Below are 16642 nucleotides of genomic sequence, written 5' to 3' on the forward strand. Positions count from 1 at the left end.
TGAATCTCCCCCGTTCTATTGTTGGATGGCCGCGCCGGTCTTGCGCATGGCGCCGATGTGGCCGCGCAGCTCGTGCACGATGTCGGTGAATTCGCGCGTGTAGGTCAGCTCCAGCTCGCGCGGGCGCGGCAGCTCGATGTCGCGGCGCACCACGAAGCGGCCCGGGCTCTTGCTCATCACGTACACGGTGTCGGCCAGGAAGACGCTTTCGCGCAGGTCGTGCGTGACCAGGATGACGTTGAAGCGCTGCTCGGCCTGCAGGTCGCGCAGCACGCACCACAGCTCCTCGCGCGTGAAGGCGTCCAGCGCGCCGAAGGGCTCGTCCAGCAGCAGCATCTGGGGCTCGTGGATCAGCGCGCGGCAGATGCTGGCGCGCTGCTGCATGCCGCCCGACAGCTGCCAGGGGTACTTGTCCTCGTAGCCGCCCAGGCCCACCTTCTGCAGCAGGGCGCGCGCACGCGCCTCGTACTCCTTGCGCTTTTGGCGGAACTGCGAGCGGTGCGGCTCCACGATCTCCAGCGGCAGCAGCACGTTGTCCACCGTGGTGCGCCAGGGCAGCAGCGACGGCGCCTGGAAGGCCATGCCCGAGATCTTCAGCGGCCCGGTCACGCGCTCGCCGTTGACCATGACGCGGCCCATGGAGGGCATCTTCAGCCCCGTGGTCAGCTTCATGAAGGTGGACTTGCCGCAGCCCGATGGGCCGACGATGGCGATGAACTCGCCGCTCCGCACCTGCAGGTCGATGGCCTCGACCGCGAAGTGGTTGGCGCGCAGCAGCTCCTCGTTGTAGGCAAGCCAGACGTCGCGGAACTCGACGAAGAAGGCGTCGTCATCGCCGTGGGATGTGGAGGAATTCATGTCAGGCAGCAGGCAAGGGCCGTGCACGCCACCCGCTGGCGCACGCGCACGGTGTCAATCACTTTGTCGTCACTTCTTGGGCAGGATGTTCAGCTCGGCCGCAGACGGCAGGAAGCTGCCGTTCCAGACCTCGGCCGGGTTCACGCGCGTCTTGGTGGCGTAGACATCGGAGACCTGCGACGCCATCAGCGACAGCCGTGTGGGCACGACCTGGCCAAAGCCTTCGGCACGCGCGTCGGCGCTGTTGACCACGGTGTCGATGGCCAGTTGCAGGCGGCGCGTCTCCAGCTGGGTGTTGACGATGCCGTCGCGCTCCTTCACGTAGGCAATGGCCGCGCCCGGGTTGGCGATGACTTCCTTGGCCCCCTTGGCGAAGGCCTGCAGGAAGGCCTTGATGGCGGCCGGGTTCTCCTTGATCAGCTTCGGGCTGGCGATGATGGCGTTGCCGTACAGCTTCACGCCGAAGTCCGCATAGGGCATGACCACCACGTCGGCGGCCTTGATGCCCCGCGCCTCCAGGTTCAGCAGCGAGGTGAAGGTGAAGCCCGTGATGGCATCCACATCGCCGCGCACCAGCATGGTCTCGCGCAGCGGCGGGTCCATGGCCGTCCACTGCACGGTGCCGACCTGGTTGGCCTTGGCGAACAGCGGGAAGGCGCGGCGGCCCGCATCGAACACGGGCGCGCCCAGCTTCTTGCCGGTGAGGTCGGCCGTCTTGGCGATGCCGCTTTTCTTGAGCGCCATCACCGAGGCCGGCGTGTTGTTGTAGACCATCATCACGGCCACGGGCTTGTTGGGCATGTCCGGGTTGTTGGCCTGGAACTCCATCAGCGCCGCGATATCGGCAAAGCCCAGGTCATAGGCGCCCGAGGCCACGCGCTGCACCACGCCGCCCGAGCCGCTGCCGGCATCGACCGTGACATCCAGGCCCGCGTCCTTGAAGTAGCCCTTGGCCACCGGCTGCAGGAAGAAGGCGGCCGGCCCCTCGAAGCGCCAGTCCAGCTGGAACTTCAGCGGCGTGGCCGCGTGGGCCTGTGTATGGGCCGTTGCCAGGCCGGCGCTGGCGGACAGGGCCAGGACGGTGTGCAGGAACAGTCGTTTTTGCATGGTGGGCTTCCTCTCTGGTGGTCAAAAGAAACGGTGGGGACGGAACGGGGCCGGATCAGCTTTTCCAGGCGCCCTGGTGCGAAGCGGCGGCCTCGCCGATCAGCGCCGGGCCTATGCATTCGATGGCGTGGGACGAGGCGGCGAACACATCGCGGCAGGACAGCTCGGCATCCTTCTGGTCCAGGCGCTCGCCGCGGAATTCGCGCAGGCGCACGGCGTCTATGCCGTAGACCACGCGGCCTATGGCCGACCAGAAGATGGCGCCCGCGCACATCACGCAGGGCTCGGCCGATGAATACAAGGTGGCTGCGGACAGCGCCTCGCGGTCATGCAGGGGGCTGGCCAGGCGGATGGCCGACAGCTCGGCATGGGCCGTGCAGTCGCCGCTCTCGCCGTTGGCGTTGGAGGCCTCGGCCAGCACGCGGCCATCGGCGGCCACGATGAGCGCGCCGAAAGGGCGGTTGCCGCGTTTGCGCGCGCGGTCGGCCATGGCGATGGCGCGGCGCAGGTACAGGCCGTCGCGCTCGTCGAGCGAGGCCTCAAGGGGCAGTGAAACGGTGGCGTGGTCCATGTGCATTCCCTCAGGCCTTGGCCATGCGCGCGGCCAGCGGCGGCAGCAGGCTGCGGTTGAACAGCGCATCGGCCGACACGGGTGCCTTGAGGCCGAAGGCCTGGCTGACCTGCTCGGCCTGGCGGGCCAGCAGCTGCGGGTCGATGTCGCCCAGGCCGTGGCGCTGCGTATCGGGCGCGGCCAGGTATTGCGAGGTGATGGCCCAGCGCGCCAGTTCCAGCTTTTCATCCAGGATGGGCTCGCGCTGGCGCACGGCGGCCACGGCCAGCGCAGGCTGGGCCAGGCATTCGATGAGGGCGCGGTTGCTGGCGCGCAGGAATCCCGCCACCAGCGCCGGCTGCTCGGCCACCAGAGCGCTGGAGGCCAGGATGGCATTGCCGTACAGCTGCACGCCCGCATCGGTGTAGCGCAGCACCGACAGCTCCTCGGGCTTGATGCGTGCGAACAGCGACACGGCCGAGTCATGGAAATAGGTGGCCGCATCCACATCGCCGCGCACCACCACGTTGTCGCGCGCCGAGAACTCCGTCGTGGTCCAGGCGAACAGGTCGGCCGGCAGGTTCTGGCGCTGCGCGACCAGGGGCCAGACGCGGCGGGTGGACTCCACGGCGGCGGCGGCCACCTTCTTGCCCTTGAGGCTGGCGAACTCGCCCGTGATGCCCCGGTCCTTGCGGCCGATGATGGCGAACGGCGCGCGGTTGTAGTACTGGTAGACGGCCTGCACGCGCGCCGCGCCCGCGTTCTGCGCGTTGAACTCGATCAGCGAGCTGATGTCGCCCAGGCCCAGCTGGTAGGCGCCGCTGGCCACCCGCGTGATGGATGCCACCGAGCCCGAACCCACGTCGATGCTCACGTCCAGCCCCTCGTCGCGGTAGTAGCCCTTTTGCAGCGCCACGAAAAAGGGCGCGGTCTGCGAGGTCACGCGAAAGTCCAGCGTGAACTTCAGCGGTGTCAGCGCCTTGCCCTGGGCGAAGGCACCGGGCATCACGGCACTGGCAGCGGGAAGGGCGGCGGCGGCAAGGAAATGGCGGCGTTGCATGGTGGAACTCTCAGTCGCTATCAACATGGGGACCGGCCGCTGGCATGGGGCCGGGCGGCTGGCGTGACATGAGCAATTTCCGGGCAACGCGCACTGGGCGCGTGCTGAACGCTTCTACTCGTTCGTCCTTGTATGCAAAGTGCGTACCACCCCCTGAGTCGCTTCGCGCCTTCCCCCTCTCTCGCTGCGCGGGAGGGGGACGACACCCTCGGTGCGGGGCGGCCCTTCCTCGGCGTCACTGGGCTGGGCCGCGCCGGTTTTCGACGCGGCGTGCATGCATCAGATTGGTGCCAGACGGTTCCGATGCGGCGCGTGCACCAAGCTGCCCGGCCCTCTTGCACCACGATGGAACGCAGGCGGCCATGAACCGGCCTGCGCGGGCTGGCGCGCTGTTTGCTTGGGTGGTTGGCAAGAGTAGAAGCGTTCAGCTTGCCGGTCTGTGCCGGCGCGGGTCATTGCTCTTGAAGCGGGTGCGGGAGCGGCGTGGCTGCGACCTGTGCCCTGTCAGCCACTTCAAGAGCGACGGGCGGGACCGGTGTTTTTTTGCGCCGGCCGCTGCGTGCCTTGCCACTGCCTTTGCGGCAAAGGAAACAGACCATGAACATGCTTGCCAACTCCACCCTGCCTTCGGCACCGGCGTCAGATTACGCGCTGGGTGAACTCGCCAAGGAGGCCCGCATGGGCGGCCAGGGGCAGGAGACGCGCGCACGGGAGGTGCGGGTGATCGACATCTCCGACTTCGACCGCCGCAAGGCCGAGATCGCCGATGCGATCTGGCAGGCCTCGGTGGAGATCGGCTTCTTCCAGGTGTCGGGCCACGGTATTCCCCAGCCCGATATCGATGCGGCCTTCGGGCGTGCCGAGCAGTTGTTCGCGCTGCCGCGCGAGGTGAAGGCGCAGTGGCCGCTGTCGCGCAATGCGGGCTGGGAGCACAAGGCGCAGATCCGGCCTTCCACGCGCACGCCCGACCAGAAGGAGTCCTACCAGGTGACGCGCCCGCGCATGGCCGGCCTGTGGCCCACGCAGCAGGAGCTGCCGGGCTTTCAGCAGGCCACGCTGGACTTTGAGCGCCAGTGCTGGCAGGTGGGCATGCAGCTGCTGTCGTGCTTTGCGCACAAGCTGGGCTTTGATGCGGACTTCTTCACGCGCGCCCACGACCCTTCGGTGCCCGCCTACCAGAGCACGCTGCGCATGCTGCATTACTTCGCGGTCGATCCCGCGCTCAAGGATGAGCTGGGCCTGTGGCGCGCAGGCGCCCACACCGACTTCGACTGCCTGACCCTGCTGTTCCAGCGCGCGGGCCAGGGCGGCCTGCAGGTGCTGCCGGGCAAGGAGATGGAGGGCCAGCAATGGACGCCCGTGGACCCCGTGGAGGGCGTGATCACCTGCAACATCGGCGACATGCTCACGCGCTGGAGCGACGACCAGCTGCCCAGCAACTTCCACCGCGTGCGCAATCCCCTGCCCCATGAATACCAGGGCGCGCGCTACAGCCTGGCCTTCTTCTGCCAGGCCAACGAGGACGCGGTGATCGAGGGCCCGCAAAAGAAGTACCCGCCCATCACGGGCGCGGAGTACCTGCGCCAGCGCATCAGCGCGAACTTTTCCAACAAATATTGATCCCCCTGAGCGGCTGCGCCGCTTCCCCCTGAGGGGGACGACACCCTCGGTGCGGGGCTGCCCTTCCTCGGTGTCCCTGGGGTGGGCCGCGCCAGTTTCCAGCGCTCCACTCTTTGACATAGTGTGGTGTGGCCTGGCCGGAAACGACAAGGCCCCGGAGTCCGGGGCCTTGCCTGTGTCTGCGATCGGTGGTGGTGTTGATCAGCGCAGCGATTCGATCAGGTCGATGTACTGCTGCTTGGCATCGTCGGCCGAGGTGTCCTTGAGCTTTTCCCAGGCGTCCCACTTGGCGCGGCCGACCATGTCGGTGAAGCTGGGCTTCTTGGCCTCGTTGTCGCCTTCGGTGGCCTGCTTGTACAGCGCGTAGAGCTTGAGCAGCGTGGCGTTGTCGGGGCGCTCGCTGATCGAGGTGGAGTTCTTGACGGCGGCCTCGAAGGCGGCGTTCAGATCGGACATGGCGGGTCTCCTGGTGGGCGGTTCGTGTAGCGGCACAGTGTAGCCAAAAATGCAGGAATTTAGAACGACCGTGCTTTTTTTCACCGTCATCCGAACCGAGACCGGCCATGCCCCTCCTATGCTGCGCTGCACAGGTGCCCGGCCATGGGCCATAGGTCTGCCTCGCAAGGCACGGGGGCCGGCGCCTGGCCCCGGGCGCTGCCCGGTTGCAGGATGCGGCCGTGCTCCATCACGACCACGCGGTCGGCGACGGCGAAGGCCTGCTGGCGGTCTTGCGTCGCATAGACGGCCGTACAACCCAGGCTGCGCAGCAGCCGGGGAATTTCCTCGCACAGGCGCTCGCGCAGGTTGCCGTCGAGGCCGGACAGGGGTTCGTCCAGCAGCACCAGGCGCGGGCGCTCCACCACGGCGCAGGCCAGCGCCGCACGCTGCTGCTGGCCGCCCGACAGGCTGCCGGGAAGGCGCTCGCCCATGCCCTGCAGCCCGACCAGGCCCAGGGTCTGCTGCACCCGCTCGTGGATCTGCGCGCGAGGCAGGCCGCGCATTTCCAGCGCGAAGGCCACGTTGGCCTGCAGGCTCATATGGGGCCTGAGCGCATGGTCCTGGGGTACCAGGCCCAGCTCGCGCCGCTCGGGCGGCAGGGACTGCGAGGCGCTGGCCACGCACTGCCCGCCCATCCAGACTTCGCCGCGGCTGGGCTGCTCCAGCCCGGCCAGGATCTTGAGCAGGGTGGTCTTGCCGCAGCCCGAAGGACCCAGCAGGGCCAGCACCTCGCCGGGGGCGATCTGCAGACTGATGTCCTGGAGCACGGCGCGCTCGCCGTGGATGCGCTTGAGCTGCCGGGCTTGGACGGCCACGCCCTGCGCGGCGGCCGTGGAGGATTCGATGGAGGTCACAGGGACCGCATGCTAGGTGCGGTGTGTGACATGCCGGTGTCGGCCGGACCCCGCAAGGGCCTCAGCGCGTGGGCTCGCTCAGCCAGCGCTGGGCCAGCTTCACCCAGAACGTGGCGCCCTGCGGAATCAGCTGGTCGTTGAAGTCGTAGCTGGGGTTGTGCAGCGTGCAGGGACCGCCGCCGTGGCCGATGGCGCGGTGGTCGCCGTCGCCATTGGCGATGAAGCAGTAGGCGCCGGGCTTTTCCAGCAGCATGAAGGCGAAGTCCTCGGCGCCCATGGACGGCTCCTGGGGCAGCACATTGGCCTCGCCCACGAACTCGGCCATGACGCGGCGTGCGAACTCGGCCTCGGGCGCGGAGTTGATGGTGGGCGGGTAGTTGCGCACGAACTCGAACTCGCAGCGCGTGTCATGCGCCGCGCAGATGCTCTCGGCCAGGGTCTTCATGCGCCGCTCGATCAGGTCCAGCACCTCCAGCGTGAAGGTGCGCACCGTGCCCTGCAGCTCCACGCTGTCGGGCACCACGTTCGTGGCCTCGCCCGCGTGGACCATCGTGACCGAGACCACGCCCGCCTCGATGGGCTTGACGTTGCGGCTGACGATGGTCTGCAGGCCCAGGATGAGCTGGGCCGCCACGGGCAGCGGGTCGATCACCATGTGCGGCATGGCCGCGTGGCCGCCCTTGCCGCGCACGACGATGCGGAACTCGTTGCTGGACGCCATGGCCGGGCCCGGGCCCACGGCCATGGTGCCGGCCTTCATGCCCGGCCAGTTGTGCATGCCGAACACGGCCTGCATGGGGAACTGGGTGAACAGGCCGTCCTCGACCATCTCGCGCGCCCCGCCGCCGCCCTCTTCGGCCGGCTGGAAGATCAGGTGCACCGTGCCCTCGAAGCTGTCGCGGTGCGCGGCCAGGTACTGCGCGGCGGCCAGCAGCATGGCCACGTGGCCGTCATGTCCGCAGGCATGCATTTTTCCGGCGTGGCGGCTGGCGTGCTCGAAGGTGTTGAACTCCTGCATGGGCAGGGCGTCCATGTCGGCGCGCAGCCCGATGGCCCGGCCGCTGGCGCCGCCGTCACGGCCGTGGATGGTGCCCACCACGCCCGTGCGGCCCAGGCCGCGGTGCACGGCGATGCCCCATCCCTCCAATTGCCGGGCCACGAGGTCGGCAGTGCGGATCTCCTCGAAACACAGTTCGGGATGGGCATGTATGTCGCGGCGCAGCGCGGTGATCTCGGGTGCGCTGTCCAGCAGCTCCTGCAGCAAGGCCATGGGGGTTCTCCTTCTAGAGCGTGTTATGCACTTTTAAGTACCCGCGTTGGTTCTGCGCGCTGGTGATCGCAAGGCGCAGTGCGCCGCCAAGGCTCATGCCTTGGCAAGCGCTGCAACGCCGCGAGCGCCTGCGCGCAGAGCCAACCCTCCGGGAAAGCTGCAAGCCTACACCCGGACCTTGCCGTCGCCGGTCAGCATGGACAACTCCACGAAGCGCGGCTTGGCCGATTGCGGCTTGAAGGCCAGCGGGAAGCCGGCCACCTGCTGGCCGTGCATGGCATCGAGCGCCGCGACCAGGCCGTCGCGCGTGGGCTTGCCCGAGGCCGAGGCCTGGCGCAGCGCATCGGCGAACACGCGTGCCGCCAGATAGCCTTCCATGCTGGAGTAGTTGGGCGTCAGCTTGCCGCCGCCCTTCTGGATGGCCGCCAGGAAATCGCGCGTGATCTGGCGCGAGGTCTGGAAGGGCGAGGGCACGACCTGGGTGACGACCACCCCTTCGGCATCCTTGCCCAGCGTCTGCGCCAGTGCCTGCGAGCCGACGAAGGAGACGTTGTAGAACTGCCCGCCAAAGCCCGCCTGGCGCGCGGCGCGCACAAAGGCCGCGCTGGCCGAGTAGGTGACGATCTGCACGATGACATCGGCGCCCAGCGGCACCAGCGTCTTGACGGCGGCGGCCACATTGTTCGAGTTGCGCTCCACCGTGGCCGCGCCCACGGGCTCCAGCCCCTTGGCGGCCAGCGCCGCCTTGACGCCAGCCAGGCCCGATTCGCCATAGGCATCGTTCTGGTGCAGCACGGCCACCTTCTTCAGGCCCAGGCCCGTGAGGTGCCGCACCATCAGCGCCGTCTCGTCGGCATAGGAGGCGCGCACGTTGAAGACCAGTTGGGCCAGCTGGGGCTGGCGCAGCGCGTCGGCGCCCGTCAGCGGTGCGAACAGGGGCACGCGCGCCTTTTGCAGCAGCGGCAGCGCGGCCATGCTGGTGGAGGTGCCCACGTAGCCGAACAGGGCGAACACGTCGTCGGACAGGAAGCGCTGGGTATTGGCCGCGCAGCGCTCGGGCTCGTAACCGTCGTCCATCACGCGCAGTTCGATGTTGCGCCGGGCAATGCCCCCCTGCGCGTTGAGCTGCTCGAAGTACAGCTTGGCGCCTTCATGGAAGGGCTGGCCGATCTGTGCTGCAGACCCGGTCAACGGGCAGGACTGGCCCAGCACGATGGTGCCACCCGCGTCCTGGGCGCGCACTGCGCCGGTCCAGGTGGCGGCAGCCGCCGTGCTGGCTGCGATGAACTGTCTGCGGCTGAACGCCGTCTTGGGTCGGAGCATGAACTTGCCTGTTTTTGTCACTGGAATCGGCGCCGTTGCTGCGTGCAGCCGGCTGCAAGGGTCCGCATAATAAAGACAAGCGGCGATTGCGGCATGCAAGACCGGCACCGCCCCTTGCCCGTGACGGCCTTTTCCTGTTTTTCCGGCTTTCACGGTTCTTTCGCAAAGTCCCCACCCTGTCCGAGACCGCTGCCACCATGTCCTCCGCCACGCCCCCACTCCAGGCCACCTCACAGGTCCTGGGCGCCTGCCCCCATGACTGCCCCGATACCTGCTCGCTGGTGACCACGGTCGAAGACGGCATCGCCAAAAGAGTCCAGGGCAACCCCGACCATCCGCACACGGGCGGCGTGCTCTGCGCCAAGGTCAGCAAATACACCGAGCGCAGCTACCACCCCGAGCGTGTGCTCACCCCGCTGCGCCGCGTGGGCCCCAAGGGCTCCGGGCAGTTCGAGCCCGTGGGCTGGGACGAGGCGCTGGCCGACATCGCCGCCCGGCTGCACGCGCTGGCGGCGCGCGATCCCGAAACCATCCTGCCCTACAGCTACGCAGGCACCATGGGCCTGGTGCAGGGCGAGAGCATGGACCGGCGCTTCTTCCACCAGCTCGGCGCCTCGCTGCTGGACCGCACCATCTGCTCCAGCGCCGGGGGCGAGGCCCTGAACCTGACCTATGGCGGCAAGCTGGGCATGCGCGTGGAGCATTTCACCGAAAGCCGGCTCATCCTCATCTGGGGCAGCAACAGCATCGGCAGCAGCCTGCATTTCTGGCGCTATGCACTGGAGGCCAAGCGCAACGGCGCGCGCCTGGTGTGCATAGACCCGCGCAAGACCGAGACCGCCGACAAATGCCACGAGCACCTGCAGCTGCTGCCCGGCACCGATGCCGCCCTGGCGCTGGCCCTGATGCACGAGCTGATCACGCACGGCTGGCTGGACCATGACTACATCGCGCGCCACACGCTGGGCTGGGAGGAACTCAAGGCCCGCGCCCTGCAGTGGCCGCCCGAGCGCGCGGCCCAGGTCTGCGGCCTGCCCGTGGAGCAGATCCGCCAGCTGGCGCGCGACTATGGCACCACCACGCCCGCCGCCATCCGCCTGAACTACGGCGTGCAGCGCGCGCGCGGCGGCGGCAATGCCGTGCGCGCCATCGCCTGCCTGCCGGCCCTGGTGGGCGCCTGGCGCCACCGTGCCGGCGGCCTGCTGCTGTCCGCCTCGGGCGCCCTGCCCGCGCAGCGCGCCCGACTGCAGATGCCGCACCTGCTGGGCGAGCGCCGCCCGCGCACCATCAACATGAGCACCATCGGCGACGCCTTGCTGCACGAAGGCGGCAATGGCTTCGGCCCGCGCGTGGACGCCATCGTGGTCTACAACAGCAATCCCGTGGCCGTGGCGCCCGAGTCGGCCAAGGTCGTGGCCGGCTTTGCGCGCGAGAACCTGTTCACCGTGGTGCTGGAGCAGTTCATGACCGACACGGCCGACCTGGCCGACTACGTGCTGCCGGCCACCACGCAGATCGAGCACTGGGACATCCACGGCAGCTACGGGCATACCGACGTGCTGCTCAACCGCCCCGCCATCGCGCCGCTGGGCCAGGCGCGCAGCAACGGCCAGATCTTCCGCGACCTGGCCGCGCACATGGCGCGGCATGACGACGCCTTTGCCGCTGCCCATTTCCAGACGGGAGACGAGCAACTGTGCCGCGAAGCCTTCGAGGGCCGCGGCGTGGACTTCGACGAGCTGCTGGACAAGGGCTTTGCCACCCTGGCCCTGCCCGAGGCCCCCTTTGCCGAGGGCGGCTTTCCCACGCCCTCGGGCCGCTGCGAATTCACCAGCGCCGAGCTGGCGCGGCGCGGCATGGACCCGCTGCCCGACTACCTGCCCAACTACGAAACCGCCGAAACGGATGCGCGCTACCCGCTGGCCATGATCTCGCCGCCGGCACGCAACTTTCTCAACAGCAGCTTCGTCAACGTCAAGAGCCTGCGCACCATGGAAGGCCGCCCGCTGGTGGAGCTGCACCCCGACGACGCCGCCACGCGCGGCGTGGCCGAGGGCGACCGCGTGCGCGTCTTCAACGACCGGGGCAGCTACGAATGCCACGCAACCCTCAACGGCCGCGCGCGCCGTGGCGTGGTCAACGGCCTGGGCATCTGGTGGCGCAAGCACGGCGACAACGGCACCAATGTCAACGAGCTCACCCACCAGCGCCTGACCGACCTGGGCCGCGCGCCCAGCTTCTACGACTGCGCGGTACAGGTGCAGCGGCTGGCCTGAGCCCCGCCCCGGAGGCGGGCGATTCCTGCGCAATGGCGTCTGGCGCATCGGCACAATGGACCGCATTGCCACCACCGACAGGAGATGCCCATGCTGCAAACCGCCGTGGTCGCCGTGCGCGACCGTGCCCGGCTGCAGGAAATCGTCGGCGTGCTGCTGCGCTTCGGGCTGGCCGACCTGGTCGACACGCTGGGCCTGGCCCGCTTCGCGCCGCGCGGCAGCCAGCCCCATCCCGAGCATCCGCTGGATGCCAGCCGCCCCGAGCGCCTGCGCATGGCCCTCGAACACCTGGGCCCCAGCTTCGTCAAGCTGGGCCAGATCATGGCCACGCGCTCGGACCTGCTCGCGCCCGAATGGACGGCCGCCCTGCAGCAACTGCACAGCCACGCCGCCCCGCTGCCCTGGGAGACGGCCCAGCCATTGATCGAGCAGTCGCTGGGCCTGCCCGTGGAGCAGGTGTTCACGCATTTCGATCCCGTGCCGCTGGCCTCGGCCTCCATGGCCCAGGTTTACCGTGCGCGGCTGCCTGCGGCTGAAGACCGGGATGACCGGGATGACCGGGAAGGCCGGGAGGACGGCAGCGGCAGCGACAGCCCCCCTGCGGCCCGCGCTGCCGACATCGAAGTCGTGGTCAAGGTCCAGCGTCCCGGCCTGCGCCCCCAGATCGAAGCCGACCTGCGCCTGCTCGAGCACCTGGCGCTGCTGGCCCAGGAACAATGGCCGCAGCTGGCGCGCTACCGCCCGCGCGAGGTCACGCGCCAGCTGGGACAGGCGCTGCGCGAGGAACTGGATTTCACCGTCGAAGCCCACAACGGCGACGCCGTGGCACGGCACTTCGCGGCCCAGCCCGAGATCGTCGTGCCGGCCATCCACTGGGCATTGAGCGGGCCGCGCCTGCTGGTGCAGGACTTCGTGCCGGGCGTGCCAGCCTCGGCCGTGGGCGCGGACCCCGCGCTGGACGGCCCGCTGCTGGCGCGCCGTGGCGCCTGCGCGTTTTTGCAGATGGTGCTGCGCGACGGTCTGTTCCACGCCGACCCGCACCCGGGCAACCTGCTGGCCCTGCCCGGCAACCGCGTCGGCTTCATCGACTTCGGCATGGTCGGGCGGCTGTCTCCCCAGCGCCGCCGCCAGGTGCTGGGCCTGATGCGCGCCCTGGTCGAGGGCCAGGGCCGCAGCCTCTCGGGCGTGCTGCTGGAATGGGCGGCCGAAAGCGAAATGCCCGGCCGCGCCCCGCCCTCAGCCGCACGCATCGAGGCCGCCGTGGACCGCTTCGTGACCCGCCATGGCCCCGGCGCCAGCAACGGCCGCCTGGTCATGTCCCGCGCACTGCAGGACTTCATGGCCCTGGCCCGCGAAACCGGCGTGGCCCTGCCCGCCGACATGGCGCTGCTGCTCAAGGCCCTGATCACGGCCGACCAGGTGCTGCTGCAGCTGGACCCGCAATTCGACGTGGTGCAGACGGCCACGCCCCTGGTCAAGGCCCAGCTGCTGCAGCGCTACTCCCTGCGCAGCCTGGCGCGCCAGCGCCGCGCCGCCATGGCGCAATGGATGGACCTGGCCGACGACGCGCCGCACACCCTGCGGCTGGTGATGCAACGATTGCGCTCGGGCCGGCTGCAGGCCGACCTGGACATACGCCACATCGACCGCCTCTCCCAGGCCCTGGAACGCGCCGCCACCCGCCTGGCCCTGGCCGTGGTCTCCGGCGCCTTCATCCTGGGACTGGCCCCCGGCCTGCTGACCATGGGCCCGCGCCTGTGGGGCATCCCCCTCTTCGCCGCCCTGGGCGTGGCCGGCGCCGCCGCCAGCCTGGCCGTTCTGTTCACCACCATGCGCAGGCAGAAGGCGCTGGATTGATGGCTGGATTGATCGCTGGATTGGCGATCAGGAACGCCAAAAAAAAGCAGCACCAGCGCATCAGATCAAAGCCGGGCGCCGCCCCCAAAACCGCCACGGCCCAACCCAGAGACACCGAGGAAGGGCCGCCCCGCACCGAGGGTGTCGTCCCCCTCCGCGAAGCGAGAAGGGGGAAGCGGCGCAGCCGCTCAGGGGGTCAGTCCAATTTGACGCCCGCGCTCTTGATGATCGCCCCCCAGCGCTTGGATTCCGCGCGCGACATGGCCAGGAACTGCTCGGGCGTGCCGGGCAGCGCCTCCATGCCGAAGTCCTGCATGCGCTTGACCACGGCGGGGTTGGCCAGGGCCTTGTTGAGTTCGGCGTTCAGGCGCTGCACCACGGCGGGGGGCATCTTGGCAGGGCCCAGGATGCCCTGGAAGGCATAGACCTCGGTGTCGGGCACGCCGACCTCGGCCAGCGTGGGCAGCTCGGGCAGGCTGGGCACGCGCTTGCCCGTGCCGATGGCCAGGGCGCGCACCTTGCCCGACTGGATCACGGGCAGGCCCGAGGCCAGGTCCAGGAACATGCAGGGCACCTGGCCGCCCATCACGTCGGCCAGCGCGGGCGCCGCGCCGCGATAGGGGATGTGCGTCAGGAAGGTGCCCGTGCGGTTCTTGAACATCTCCATGGCCAGGTGGTGGGGCGAGCCGTTGCCGGGAGAGGCGTAGTTGACCTGACCCGGATGCGCCTTCACGTAGGCCAGGAATTCCTTGAAGGTCTTGGCCTCGAAGTTCGGGTTCACCACCAGCGCCATCGGGAAGCGGCTGATGCCGCCGATGTAGGTGAAGTCCTTTTCGGGGTTGAAGGACAGCTTGCTGAACAGGTGCTCGTTGTAGGCCAGCACGGCGTTGTCGGCCGACATGATGGTATAGCCGTCGGGCTTGGCCGTGGCCACGATCTGGGCGCCGATGTTGGTGGAGGCGCCGGGGCGGTTGTCCACCACGATGGTCTGGTTCAGCGTCTGGCGCATGGCCTCGGCCACGGTGCGCGCCAGCACGTCGGTGCCGCCGCCGGGCGGATAGGGCACGACCCAGCGGATGTTGCTGGCGGGCCAGTCCTGCGCCTGTGCAAAAGGCGCGGCCATGCCGGCGGATGAGGCCGCCACGGCGGCCAGGAATTGTCTACGGTCCATTGTTGTCTCCTGTGGGATGGGTGTGGATGGGTCCTGGCCGCGCCCTGTTGCTCTTGTTCATGGAGGCGGTGGCCGTGTGTTTCAGGGCGGGCTGGCTGCGGGGAACTCCACGCGCTGCACCTTGAAGCCCTGGGCCGCCAGCAGCGCCGGCAGGCCGCGCGTGCCCACCATGTGCAGGGCGCCCACGGCGGCGAACACGCTGCGGCCGGAACGGATCTGCCGCGCCACTTCGCGCGCCAGGCCGGGGTTGCGGCCATAGACCATGCGGTCGTAGTCGGCGCGCTCGGCGGCATTGGCCATGCAGTCGCACCAGTCGGGCAGGCTCTCCAGCAGGTGGATGCGGCCATCGGCCCAGACCTTCGCGATCAGTCCCAGCTTCTGGGCGGCGATGCCGCTTTCCAGCTGGCGCAGGCCGGACTCCACCGTCTCGGCCACGCGCGCGGGGTCGTCCGAGACCAGCTCGCGCAGTTGCAGCTCGGGCGTCTCCAGCGACAGCACGGGCTTGCCCAGGGCCAGCGCCACACCGGCCAGCGAGAAATCGATGCCATAGGACGCGTCCAGCCCCTCGCTGCGGCCGGCCAGCGACAACAGGGAGATCACCTGGGCGTCGGGGCGCAGCAGAGCCAGCTCGGGGCCGGCGCAGGCCAGGCGCCTTTGCTTCTCAAGCCGGCGCTGGAGATCGCCGCGCAGCGGCGGCGCATCGGGCCGCGCCTGCATGCCTGCGAACAAGACCTTCATGACCTCGGGATCGAGGATGTTCAGCTCCAGCGCCAGGCTGTCGGAGGCGCGCAGCGCGTCCGCCACCGTGGGGCCGGGCACGCTCCAGTCAAGCTTGGCCGCGTGCATGGTCCCGTAGAGCCAGCTGGTGCGGCCCCGGTGCTCGATGCGCCACAGCAGCCCACGGTCCTGCGCCTTGCGCTGCATGGCGCGGATCTCGTCCGGGCCGGGCATGCGCGCCTCGGGCGGGCAGGTGACGGGGTCCGCGGCCGGGGGCGCCGCGAATGCCGCGGCCAGCGGCGACAGCGCCAGCGCGGCCAGGCCGGCGCGCAGCGACCTGCCCGCCAGGCGCCACCAGGGTGCGCAGACGCGGCTCATTCGGCAGGCTCGACGATGTTCTGGTCGATGGCGCCGAAGATGCTCTGGCCGTCCTTGCCCTTCATCTCGATGCGGATGGTGTCGCCAAAGCGCATGAACTCGGTCTTGGGCGCGCCGTCCTGGATGGTCTCTATGCAGCGCTTCTCCGCAATGCAGCTGTAGCCCTTGGGCCACTCCATGCGCCGGTTCTTGCCCTTGCCGCTTTCCACGCCCTTGTTGCTCACGGTGCCGCTGCCCACGATGGAGCCGGCGCGCACATTGCGCGTCTTGCAGATATGGGCGATGAGCTGGCCGAAGTGAAAGCTCATGTCCTCGCCCGCATCGCACATGCCGACCTTGCGGCCGTTCCAGGTGGACTGCAGCGTCAGGTGCAGGCGGCCGCCCTTCCAGGCGTCGCCCAGCTCGTCCAGCGTCACGGCCACGGGGCTGAAGGAGGTGGCGGGCTTGGACTGGAAGAAGCCGAAGCCCTTGGACAGCTCATTGGGGATCAGGTTGCGCAGGCTCACGTCGTTGGCCAGCATGACCAGGCGCACGCCGCCCAGCGCACGCTCGGGCGTGGCGCCCATGGGCACGTCGGCGGTGATGACGGCGATCTCGGCCTCGAAGTCGATGCCCATGGACTCGCTGGGCACCACCACATCGTCGCAAGGGCCCAGGAAATCGTCGCTGCCGCCCTGGTACATCAGCGGGTCGGTGTAGAAATTGGCGGGCACCTCGGCGCCGCGCGCCTGGCGCACCAGCTCCACATGGTTGATGTAGGCCGAGCCATCGGCCCACTGGTAGGCGCGTGGCAGCGGCGCCATGCACTGGCGCGGATCGAAGGCAAAGGCATGGACCGCCTTGCCGCTGTTGAGCAGGTGGTACAGGTCCTGCAGCTGGGGCGCCATGTAGCTCCAGTCGTCGAGCACCTGCTGCAGGCGGCTCGCTATGCCGGTCGCATAATGGGCCTGGCTCAGGTCGCGTGACACCACGACCAGTTGCCCGTCCCGCGATCCGTCCTTGTATGTGGCAAGTTTCATGCTGCTCCCCCGTGCCGCCGCCGCGCGCCACGGCATCCGGGCAGCGGCCTGGACACCCATGGCGACGCAGCCACGAATTACGAT

At 69.2% G+C, this 16642-nt stretch carries 14 protein-coding genes; 3 read left to right on the forward strand and 11 right to left on the reverse strand.

Annotation, left to right across the window (positions count from 1 at the left end; translation table 11 throughout):
• Nucleotides 1-15: 15 nt before the first annotated feature.
• From G4D77_RS13175 to G4D77_RS13190, 4 genes are all read right to left on the reverse strand, one after another.
• Complete coding sequence (locus G4D77_RS13175) at nucleotides 16-858, reverse strand: ABC transporter ATP-binding protein (protein ID WP_154835915.1); 843 nt, start codon at nucleotides 856-858, stop codon at nucleotides 16-18.
• A gap of 69 nt (nucleotides 859-927) precedes the next feature.
• Entirely contained in the window at nucleotides 928-1965 is a 1038-nt protein-coding gene (locus G4D77_RS13180) for an ABC transporter substrate-binding protein (RefSeq protein ID WP_043825805.1), read from the reverse strand.
• A 55-nt stretch (nucleotides 1966-2020) separates the two neighbouring features.
• Nucleotides 2021-2536 (reverse strand): nucleoside deaminase, encoded by a 516-nt coding sequence (locus G4D77_RS13185; protein WP_034390074.1) that lies wholly within the window; start codon nucleotides 2534-2536, stop codon nucleotides 2021-2023.
• A gap of 10 nt (nucleotides 2537-2546) precedes the next feature.
• Nucleotides 2547-3575: an ABC transporter substrate-binding protein gene (locus G4D77_RS13190; protein WP_016446613.1), complete on the reverse strand. Its 1029-nt coding sequence runs from the start codon at nucleotides 3573-3575 to the stop codon at nucleotides 2547-2549.
• Between the two features lie 597 nt (nucleotides 3576-4172).
• Here G4D77_RS13190 and G4D77_RS13195 point away from each other — a divergent pair.
• The gene (locus tag G4D77_RS13195; protein WP_047468388.1) at nucleotides 4173-5195 is read left to right on the forward strand and encodes an isopenicillin N synthase family dioxygenase; all 1023 of its coding nucleotides are present in this window, start codon (nucleotides 4173-4175) and stop codon (nucleotides 5193-5195) included.
• Nucleotides 5196-5396: 201 nt separating this feature from the next.
• Here G4D77_RS13195 and G4D77_RS13200 read toward each other — a convergent pair whose 3' ends face one another.
• From G4D77_RS13200 to G4D77_RS13215, 4 genes are all read right to left on the reverse strand, one after another.
• Complete coding sequence (locus tag G4D77_RS13200) at nucleotides 5397-5651, reverse strand: acyl-CoA-binding protein (protein ID WP_012203065.1); 255 nt, start codon at nucleotides 5649-5651, stop codon at nucleotides 5397-5399.
• Nucleotides 5652-5767: 116 nt separating this feature from the next.
• On the reverse strand, nucleotides 5768-6547 hold the full coding sequence (locus tag G4D77_RS13205; protein WP_154835917.1) for an ABC transporter ATP-binding protein: 780 nt from the start codon (nucleotides 6545-6547) through the stop codon (nucleotides 5768-5770).
• A gap of 61 nt (nucleotides 6548-6608) precedes the next feature.
• Entirely contained in the window at nucleotides 6609-7817 is a 1209-nt protein-coding gene (locus G4D77_RS13210) for a M20 aminoacylase family protein (RefSeq protein WP_154835919.1), read from the reverse strand.
• A gap of 165 nt (nucleotides 7818-7982) precedes the next feature.
• Nucleotides 7983-9140 (reverse strand): ABC transporter substrate-binding protein, encoded by a 1158-nt coding sequence (locus G4D77_RS13215; protein ID WP_126311243.1) that lies wholly within the window; start codon nucleotides 9138-9140, stop codon nucleotides 7983-7985.
• 197 nt (nucleotides 9141-9337) lie between these two features.
• Between G4D77_RS13215 and G4D77_RS13220 the strand changes: the two genes are divergently transcribed.
• Nucleotides 9338-11416: a molybdopterin-containing oxidoreductase family protein gene (locus tag G4D77_RS13220; protein WP_154835921.1), complete on the forward strand. Its 2079-nt coding sequence runs from the start codon at nucleotides 9338-9340 to the stop codon at nucleotides 11414-11416.
• Nucleotides 11417-11506: 90 nt separating this feature from the next.
• Nucleotides 11507-13273, forward strand: a complete 1767-nt coding sequence (locus G4D77_RS13225; RefSeq protein WP_154835923.1) for an ABC1 kinase family protein — start codon at nucleotides 11507-11509, stop codon at nucleotides 13271-13273.
• Nucleotides 13274-13469: 196 nt separating this feature from the next.
• On the opposite strand, the gene G4D77_RS13230 is transcribed toward G4D77_RS13225, so the two are convergent.
• From G4D77_RS13230 to G4D77_RS13240, 3 genes are all read right to left on the reverse strand, one after another.
• Nucleotides 13470-14444 carry a Bug family tripartite tricarboxylate transporter substrate binding protein gene (locus tag G4D77_RS13230; RefSeq protein WP_016446620.1) on the reverse strand — a complete coding sequence of 325 codons (975 nt, stop codon included), beginning with the start codon at nucleotides 14442-14444 and terminating at the stop codon, nucleotides 13470-13472.
• Nucleotides 14445-14525: 81 nt separating this feature from the next.
• Nucleotides 14526-15539, reverse strand: a complete 1014-nt coding sequence (locus G4D77_RS13235) for a TraB/GumN family protein (protein WP_154835925.1) — start codon at nucleotides 15537-15539, stop codon at nucleotides 14526-14528.
• Complete coding sequence (locus tag G4D77_RS13240) at nucleotides 15536-16558, reverse strand: fumarylacetoacetate hydrolase family protein (protein ID WP_034390060.1); 1023 nt, start codon at nucleotides 16556-16558, stop codon at nucleotides 15536-15538. The genes G4D77_RS13235 and G4D77_RS13240 overlap by 4 nt, the downstream gene beginning before the upstream one ends.
• Nucleotides 16559-16642: the final 84 nt, after the last annotated feature.

The sequence above is a fragment of the Delftia sp. WY8 genome, from assembly GCF_018437695.1.
Taxonomy (GTDB): domain Bacteria; phylum Pseudomonadota; class Gammaproteobacteria; order Burkholderiales; family Burkholderiaceae_C; genus Comamonas; species Comamonas tsuruhatensis.

Bases quoted from the DNA above. Each gene is read 5' to 3' on its own strand.
- G4D77_RS13175 (WP_154835915.1), bottom strand. From the start codon at position 858: ATGAATTCCTCCACATCCCACGGCGATGACGACGCCTTCTTCGTCGAG.
- G4D77_RS13180 (WP_043825805.1), bottom strand. From the start codon at position 1,965: ATGCAAAAACGACTGTTCCTGCACACCGTCCTGGCCCTGTCCGCCAGC.
- G4D77_RS13185 (WP_034390074.1), bottom strand. From the start codon at position 2,536: ATGGACCACGCCACCGTTTCACTGCCCCTTGAGGCCTCGCTCGACGAG.
- G4D77_RS13190 (WP_016446613.1), bottom strand. From the start codon at position 3,575: ATGCAACGCCGCCATTTCCTTGCCGCCGCCGCCCTTCCCGCTGCCAGT.
- G4D77_RS13195 (WP_047468388.1), top strand. From the start codon at position 4,173: ATGAACATGCTTGCCAACTCCACCCTGCCTTCGGCACCGGCGTCAGAT.
- G4D77_RS13200 (WP_012203065.1), bottom strand. From the start codon at position 5,651: ATGTCCGATCTGAACGCCGCCTTCGAGGCCGCCGTCAAGAACTCCACC.
- G4D77_RS13210 (WP_154835919.1), bottom strand. From the start codon at position 7,817: ATGGCCTTGCTGCAGGAGCTGCTGGACAGCGCACCCGAGATCACCGCG.
- G4D77_RS13215 (WP_126311243.1), bottom strand. From the start codon at position 9,140: ATGCTCCGACCCAAGACGGCGTTCAGCCGCAGACAGTTCATCGCAGCC.
- G4D77_RS13220 (WP_154835921.1), top strand. From the start codon at position 9,338: ATGTCCTCCGCCACGCCCCCACTCCAGGCCACCTCACAGGTCCTGGGC.
- G4D77_RS13225 (WP_154835923.1), top strand. From the start codon at position 11,507: ATGCTGCAAACCGCCGTGGTCGCCGTGCGCGACCGTGCCCGGCTGCAG.
- G4D77_RS13230 (WP_016446620.1), bottom strand. From the start codon at position 14,444: ATGGACCGTAGACAATTCCTGGCCGCCGTGGCGGCCTCATCCGCCGGC.
- G4D77_RS13235 (WP_154835925.1), bottom strand. From the start codon at position 15,539: ATGAGCCGCGTCTGCGCACCCTGGTGGCGCCTGGCGGGCAGGTCGCTG.
- G4D77_RS13240 (WP_034390060.1), bottom strand. From the start codon at position 16,558: ATGAAACTTGCCACATACAAGGACGGATCGCGGGACGGGCAACTGGTC.